At 53.3% G+C, this 7,313-nt stretch carries 9 protein-coding genes and 1 tRNA gene; 7 read left to right on the top strand and 3 right to left on the bottom strand.

Annotated features, from left to right (window positions below):
- Positions 1-198 precede the first annotated feature (198 nt).
- The 5 genes from OEL57_RS11935 (at position 199) to OEL57_RS11915 (ending at position 3,403) form a co-directional block, all read left to right on the top strand.
- Positions 199-1,104: a polysaccharide deacetylase family protein gene (locus OEL57_RS11935; protein WP_300740756.1), complete on the top strand. Its 906-nt coding sequence runs from the start codon at positions 199-201 to the stop codon at positions 1,102-1,104.
- Complete coding sequence (locus OEL57_RS11930) at positions 1,101-1,316, top strand: DUF4911 domain-containing protein (RefSeq protein ID WP_300740755.1); 216 nt, start codon at positions 1,101-1,103, stop codon at positions 1,314-1,316. Before OEL57_RS11935 ends, OEL57_RS11930 begins: the two co-directional genes overlap by 4 nt.
- 232 nt (positions 1,317-1,548) lie before the next feature.
- On the top strand, positions 1,549-2,769 hold the full coding sequence (locus OEL57_RS11925; protein WP_300740754.1) for an exo-beta-N-acetylmuramidase NamZ family protein: 1,221 nt from the start codon (positions 1,549-1,551) through the stop codon (positions 2,767-2,769).
- A 56-nt stretch (positions 2,770-2,825) separates the two neighbouring features.
- Entirely contained in the window at positions 2,826-3,032 is a 207-nt protein-coding gene (locus OEL57_RS11920; protein ID WP_300740753.1) for an AbrB/MazE/SpoVT family DNA-binding domain-containing protein, read from the top strand.
- Positions 3,029-3,403, top strand: coding sequence for a type II toxin-antitoxin system VapC family toxin (locus OEL57_RS11915; RefSeq protein WP_300740752.1), 375 nt, complete (start codon positions 3,029-3,031; stop codon positions 3,401-3,403). Before OEL57_RS11920 ends, OEL57_RS11915 begins: the two co-directional genes overlap by 4 nt.
- Here the strand turns inward: OEL57_RS11915 and OEL57_RS11910 are convergent.
- Entirely contained in the window at positions 3,400-4,452 is a 1,053-nt protein-coding gene (locus OEL57_RS11910) for a CapA family protein (RefSeq protein WP_300740751.1), read from the bottom strand. The genes OEL57_RS11915 and OEL57_RS11910 overlap by 4 nt on opposite strands.
- Before the next feature lie 49 nt (positions 4,453-4,501).
- Here OEL57_RS11910 and serS point away from each other — a divergent pair, with 49 nt between their 5' ends.
- Both serS and OEL57_RS11900 read left to right on the top strand, forming a co-directional pair.
- Complete coding sequence (serS, locus tag OEL57_RS11905) at positions 4,502-5,773, top strand: serine--tRNA ligase (protein ID WP_300740750.1); 1,272 nt, start codon at positions 4,502-4,504, stop codon at positions 5,771-5,773.
- A gap of 45 nt (positions 5,774-5,818) precedes the next feature.
- Positions 5,819-5,906 (top strand) — tRNA-Ser (locus OEL57_RS11900).
- Between the two features lie 149 nt (positions 5,907-6,055).
- On the opposite strand, the gene OEL57_RS11895 is transcribed toward OEL57_RS11900, so the two are convergent.
- Positions 6,056-7,045, bottom strand: coding sequence for a methyltransferase (locus OEL57_RS11895; RefSeq protein WP_300740749.1), 990 nt, complete (start codon positions 7,043-7,045; stop codon positions 6,056-6,058).
- Positions 7,042-7,313: GIY-YIG nuclease family protein (locus tag OEL57_RS11890; protein WP_300740748.1), on the bottom strand; the 272-nt coding region annotated here is incomplete at its 5' end. The genes OEL57_RS11895 and OEL57_RS11890, both read right to left, overlap by 4 nt.

The raw sequence follows: 7,313 nt of genomic DNA, 5'->3' as shown, positions 1-7,313 counted from the left end.
ACCTATGCTGCTGCTCGCAAGTGCGCTCACCAGCGACATACTCCGGCGGGGCAACGGTGGTGACGCCGCCACATAGAAAAGCGTAGCACTATCAGCAAAGATTTTACCTGCGCACAGCTGTAATGAAGCTGTCAAGATCGTTTAAATATCGGTGCAAACCTGCTACCATGCCTCAGATTTCCAAGAATGGAGTTGCAGATGTCACAACCGGTTGTTGCCCTGAAGATTGATGTTGATACCTATATCGGCACCCGAGACGGCGTGCCGGTACTGCTTGATCTGTTGGCCCGCCACACAGCCCGCGGCACTTTTTACTTCTGCCTGGGGCCAGACCACACCGGCCGGGCCCTGCGCCGCATTTTCACCCACAGGGGATTTCTGCAGAAGGCACTGCGTTCCGGCGCACCTTCGGCCTACGGCCTCAAGACTATGTTGTACGGCGTACTGCTGCCGGGACCGGTTATTTACCAAAAATGTAGCGAGATTATGCGTCAGACGGAACAACAGGGACACGAGGTGGGTATCCATGCCTGGGATCATACCAACTGGCATGATTTTCTGCTCAGGGGTGATCTAGGCTTTGTCAAATCAGAACTGGGTCAGGCTGCCAAAGGGTTCAAACAGGTTTTTAACCAACTGACTTCCACCACGGCAGCGCCGGGCTGGACAGTATCACCCGATTCCCTATTACTACAGGATCAGATGGAGCTGTCCTACTGCAGTGACAGCCGGGGTAGCTACCCCTTTTATCCGGTAATGGACGGTCAACGATTCAACACCCTGCAGATTCCCACGACCCTCGCTACGGCCGATGAGCTGCTGGGCCGCGATGGCCTGACCCCGGATGACCTGCCTGACTACTATCTGCAGCAGTTAAAACCTGGCCTGAATGTCCTGACCATCCATACTGAACTGGAGGGTGGGGTGATCCGCAACTCCTTTGGTCGACTGCTGGAACTGTTCCAGCAAAACCGGATCCCCTGCATCAGCCTGGCTGAGGCCAGGGCACAGATCAGCGATGCACCGGACTGCCTGCTTGCTATGGGGATGATTGAAGGCCGCTCCTTGCCGGTGGCGTTGCAAGGCGATGAGGTGGCGGCATGACAACGCCCCGCTACTTCCGGGTGGAGCGCAGCCAGCACGCCTACCTGACCTTTATTGTGGAATCCTACGAAGGGATCTGTACCGTCAGCACAGTGGATAATGCCAAAGGGATCATCCGGGTCTTGCCGTCTGAAGGACAGGAACAGGATCTGGAGGGATTGCTTGCTGCGTTGCGGGAAGAGATTAGAATGGAGGAGATCGTTGATTATTGAAACAAAAAACAGCAGAACAACAGAATGCCAGACAACTATTTTTTACCACAGAGGGCACAGAGGGGCGCAGAGGAAAAACAGACAACACACTAAAATCAAACCTGATTCCAACCTCACAGTATTCTGTTTTTCTGGTCTTGCCCGTCTTTCTCCGCATCCCTCTGCGTCCTCTGCGGTAAATCGTCTTTTCAAGGTTTTATCCGCGATAATCCGTCCGATCCGCGTCATCCGCGTGCTATCCGCTTTTTGCCTTTGTACTATCGCGTTTCAGACAAGCAGCGCCTCTGCCGAGGTTATCCCCGGCATCGACATCCTGGCCCGCCATAACTTTGATCTGCTGCAAGGTAAGCGGGTCGGTTTGATCACCAACAATACCGGACGTGCTCTAAACGGCAACAGCAGTATTGACCTGCTGGCTCAAGCCCCCGGTCTCAAACTGACAGCGCTGTTTTCACCGGAACATGGCATCCGGGGCGATTCCGATGTCAAACTATCATCCGCAACCGACAAGCGCACCGGCCTGCCGATCTACTCGCTCTATGGCAAGAGCTGCCGTCCCACAGCGGAGATGATGACCGGTATTCAGGTGTTGCTCTTTGATATCCAGGATATCGGTGCCCGTTTCTACACCTATATCGGCACCCTGCACCATGCCCTGCTGGCAGCCAAACAGCAGGGGATTCCTTTGGTAGTGCTGGATCGTCCCAACCCGCTGGGGGGGGTAGTGGTTGAAGGGGCCGTGCCTGATGCCGGCGAAATCTCCCGTAGAATTGCTGCGGACAAAACCGGCTGCCGCTCCCTGACCGTGACCCATCCGATCCCGACCCGCCACGGCCTGACGGTTGGCGAACTGGCCCGGCTGATCAACGCCGAGGCAGGCATCAATGCAAATCTGCGGGTGGTGGCAATGGAGGGTTGGAAACGGGAGTTACTCTGGCAGGACACCAATCTTCTCTGGATCAACCCTTCTCCCAACATGAAAGACCCAATTGCAGCCCTGCTGTATCCCGGTTTTGGACCGTTGGAGGCCACCAATCTCTCGGTGGCGCGGGGTACCGAAAAACCGTTCCATAAGTACGGCGCACCATGGCTTGATCCAACAGCAGTCCTGAAAAACCTGCCGAACCTGCCTGGTCTGAAATTCAGCACCACCAGCTTCACCCCCACCGCAATCGGCCACCCCTACCAGGGTAAACTGTGCAACGGGATAGAGGTCACCATCACCGACCTGAAGTCCGCCAATCTGCCGCTGGCCGGGCTCTGGCTGGTTCGGGCCATCCAGCAGGCACACCCGAAACAGTATCATGTTGCCGGTGGTTTTTATGGCATGCTGGGCGATAATCAGGCCTGGAAGCTGTTGCGCGACGGTGTTGCGCCGGAGCAGGTCACGGCCCGTTGGCTCGGGGGGATTGAGGCGTTCAAGAAACTGCGGGCAAACTATCTGCTCTATTGACCCTGACACCATGCCGATGGTATCGTTAAACGAAATATGCATCGTTGGAGGATATTGTGGAATCAGTCAAACTATCATCAAAATATCAAGTTGTTATACCAAGGGCTATTCGAGATTCACTGCATCTGCTGCCGGGACAGATGATGCAGGTTCTGGCTTTTGGCAATCGGATTGAGCTGATGCCTGCCAGAACAATCAACGAAATGCGTGGTTTTCTGAAAGGGATTGATACCGCGGTCAGCCGCGAAGGTGATCGGCTATGAATGTTGTCGATTCATCCGGTTGGCTTGAGTTTTTTGCCGATGGCCCCAATGCCGAACAGTTTGCCCGACCACTCAACGACCTTGAACAGTTGATCGTTCCGTCCATCTCCGTTTTTGAGGTTTTCAGGGTAGTTTGTCGTCAGCGGGGCGAGGAACAGGCACTTCAAGCTGCAGCCTTGATGCAGCACGGCAAGATAATTGAACTTTCAAGTTCACTCGCCCTGTATGCAGCTAAACTGAGCATCGAGTTAAAACTGCCGATGGCGGACAGCATCATCCTGGCAACAGCCCGACTTAACGAGGCCACGCTATGGACACAAGACAATGACTTTGAGGGGATCGACGGCGTGCGTTACTTCCCGAAAGGCTAAAAATCAACCAGCCAGTGCTCCCCCTCTTTTCTGACAGCCAGATTGGCAGGCGGCAGCTTTTTCACCCGCGCAATCAGTTCATCAGCCCGCTTGCCAGCAAGTGGAGTAGCCTGAAAACCAACCTCTTTATGCAGGATATTGACCGGCAACAGCACTGCGGACCGTTTGTCACCATCAAAACGTAGCCTTACCAGCAGGGTTCGGTCAGCAATCCGGCTCTTGTGGGCAAAGGCAAAATTTCCCAGACTGTAGAAGATAATCCCCCGTTTGTACGTTTCAACCCCTTGCAGGATATGGGGATGATGGCCGATCACCGTATCCGCTCCGGCATCAATCATCATCCGGGCCAGACGGGGCTGATACTCACGCAATTGAGTCTTCCCTTCTTCTCCCCAATGGACCGTCACGATCACAATGGAAGCCTGTTTGCGGGCTGCCGCAATATCCTCTTTAACCATCTTTTCCATAAGCGGTGCCGTACCGGCTCGTTTTTCACTGGCCCAGAACTCCAGCGGCAGGGTCAGGGAATAACCCAGCAGAGCCACCTTGGTACCGCGAATATCGTAGACCTGTGACCTGCGGGAAGCTGCCAGGTTTTCACCAGCGCCCACATGGCCGATACCGGCCTTATCCAACTGTTGCAGGGTGTCATACAGACCAACAGCCCCGTAATCCATGCTGTGGTTATTGGCCAGGGTCACGGTGGTGATACCGGCTTTCTTGAGGGCAGTTATTGCAGACGGTTTGACCCGAAAGCGATATTTCTTATCGGTAAACTCTTTACCACGGCCTGTCAGGGGGGCCTCAAGGTTAACCAGGGTGATATCCCCCTTTTTCAGCTCTGACGAAATTCGTGCAAAGGGATGATAATAGCCATCCTGCGCCATCTGCTGTTCCCAGCGCCCCCCCAGCATCACATCACCGGCAGCCTGGATCACCACCCCCCCGGCATAGACCGGAAGAATGGTAAGCAGCAGTAAAAGAAGAGAGCAAGGCAGCGCCTTGAGTCGGGATTGAAAGCCTGTTTTGCGTTGACGGTAGCGGTTCATAAGTGCTAGATAGTACACCTTCATCCTGTAAGAACCAAAGGAATTTCCCATGCTTGACACTAAATTTATTCGCGACAACCTTGATCAGGCCGAAGCCGCCCTTGCCACCCGTGGCGGTAACATTTCTTTATCAGGCTTTCGAGAGCTGGACATCAAACGCCGCAGCCTGCTGACTGAGAGCGAAACCCTCAAGGCGCTGAAGAACAGCGCCTCCGAAGAGATTGCCAAGGTTAAGGACAAAAGCACGGTCAAAGACAAGATTGCTGAGATGAAAGAGGTCTCTGCCAAAATCAAGGGTTTTGATGATGAGCTGAAGACGGTTGACGAAGAGTTTAGCATTCTGCTGATGACCATCCCCAATCTACCGCATCCCACGACGCCAGTGGGTAAATCAGAAGATGAAAATGTGGTTGTGCGTAGCTGGGGCAGCCTGCCCAAGATGGCATTTGAACCAAAGCCGCACTGGGACCTGGCAGAAGATCTGGATATTCTTGATTTTGAACGTGCTGCCAAGATCACCGGCGCCCGTTTTTGTCTCTCCAAAGGGGCCGGTGCCCGGTTGGAGCGCGCCCTGATCAGCTTTATGCTTGATCTGCACACCACGCAACATGGCTATACCGAGGTGCTGCCCCCCTTTATGGTTAACCGGGCCAGCATGACCGGTACCGGCCAACTGCCCAAATTCGAAGAAGACCTGTTCCGTTTGGTGGACCCTGAATATTTCCTAATCCCCACTGCGGAAGTGCCCGTCACCAACATCCATCGTGACGAGATACTGAAAAAAACTGACCTGCCGATCAGTTACACCGCCCACACCCCCTGTTTCCGGCGAGAAGCCGGCTCCTACGGCAAGGACACCCGTGGCCTGATCCGTCAGCATCAGTTTAATAAGGTGGAACTGGTCAAGTTTGTTCACCCGGACGAGTCCCAGGCAGAACTGGAAAAATTGACCGGTCATGCTGAAAAGGTACTGCAACTGCTTGAGCTGCCCTACCGGGTGATGGCACTCTGCTCCGGTGACATCGGCTTCTCCGCCTGCAAAACCTATGATCTTGAGGTCTGGTTGCCCAGCCAGAACACCTACCGCGAGATCTCATCCTGCAGTAGCTTTGGAGATTTCCAGGCCCGTCGGGCCGGCATCCGCTTCCGGGAAGATGAAAAGAGCAAACCGGAATTTGTCCACACCCTGAACGGCTCCGGTCTGGCGGTGGGCCGTACCCTGGTGGCTATTCTGGAGAACTGCCAGCAGGCCGATGGCTCAATTGTCATCCCGGCCGTATTACGGCCGTATATGGGCGGCATGGAAAAAATCACCAAATAGGGGCTTGAGCTTCTGCCCCAAAGTATGCTAGAAAGTCTTTCCCTTGGAGGGGTTGCCGAGTGGTTTAAGGCACCGGTCTTGAAAACCGGCGACGGGCAACCGTCCGTGAGTTCGAATCTCACCCCCTCCGCCATTAAATAATCCCGACTAGTCCAAACTAGTCCACAAAGCCCTGAGAAATCGGGGCTTTTCATTTGCACTTGTCCTATGCAGTCCTCACTGGCATGCTCAAATCCATAACTTTTGGCGGTATTTTTTACAGCATATATTCCAATAATTTTCTCAATCGGCAGATGTTCCCACCATAACTCCGGCACCATTGGGCAAATCAAGTGGCAGTCTTTTGATGTCAGTTAGCCCTGCACCAGCCATGATAGCAGCAATCTCTTGCTGAGAGTAAGCCTGACCAGACTGTGTACCGACAAGCATGTTCAATGAAAACAGGGCCGGAAAGAGTGGCGCGGTCTTGTCATCATGCAGGATAAACTCCTGAATCAGCAAAAGCCCGCCGGGGTTTAGTGCCTTTACCGCCTTGTCAACAATTGCCGAGCTGTTTGCAGGGCTTTCACTATGCAGAAGATGAGAAATCCAGACCACGTCAAAGCCGGTACCAAGATCATCACTCAGGATATCTCCCGCACTGAATGCTATTCGCTCAGAAAGCCCAAAACGCTGCACGGTCTGCTCTGCAAACGGGCGGGTTGTGGGAAGATCAAAGACAACAGCTTTCAAATCAGGGTTCTCTTTACAGAAGTGAATGGCATAGGTGCCTGGTCCGCCTGCCAGATCAAGTAGGCGGTGACGTCCTTTTAAATCAATCTGGGCAGCAATACGGGGCGCAATCAGAGAGGCAAGGTTAAACATCCCCATCAAAAAGCTCTCCCGCTCCTTTTCGCCTGTACCATGGGATGAACTTTTCCGTACCGGCCCGCCTCGCAGCACCGCCTCATCAAGGTGACTCCAACCTTCAACCAGATAGTGATGATGCATGATAATATGCCCCATATAGGACTCAGAGCTTTTTGAAAGATAGCTGGCACTGAAGGCTGTGCATTTAAAGGAGTTACCTTCCTTCTGCAACAGATCCAGAGCAGTGAGTCCATGGAGCAGCATTTCAAGGCCACGTTCATCAGCCGTGATTATCTGTGCTAAATCAGCCGTGGTCATTTGCTTGTCTGCCAAATGGCTAAAGATATCCAGCTTGACCCCGGCATGAAGCGTACAGGTATTCCAGTAGCTTGATGACATCTGTAGCAACTCCGGTACATTCATAAGACCTCCGTTTGCAACTCGTCTGTAACCCCATGATCTGTATAAGACACCATCAATTCAAGTTTTTCTGAACGTGGCATTGTTTTGATTTGCAATTCCCTTTTGCTTGCCGATGAACGGGTATGTTGAGTTTCAAGATAGACAACCTGCTCTGGCAGACGTCCTCGAAAATACTTGGCGCCTTTCCCGTCAGCATGCTGATGGAATCTGCGAGCCATATCGGTTGTGATTCCCGTGTAGAGGCTGCCATCTGAGCACCGTATAACAT

Source organism: Trichlorobacter sp., from assembly GCF_030247655.1.
Taxonomy (GTDB): domain Bacteria; phylum Desulfobacterota; class Desulfuromonadia; order Geobacterales; family Pseudopelobacteraceae; genus Trichlorobacter.
This window is presented reverse-complemented; position numbering and strand designations above follow the sequence as displayed.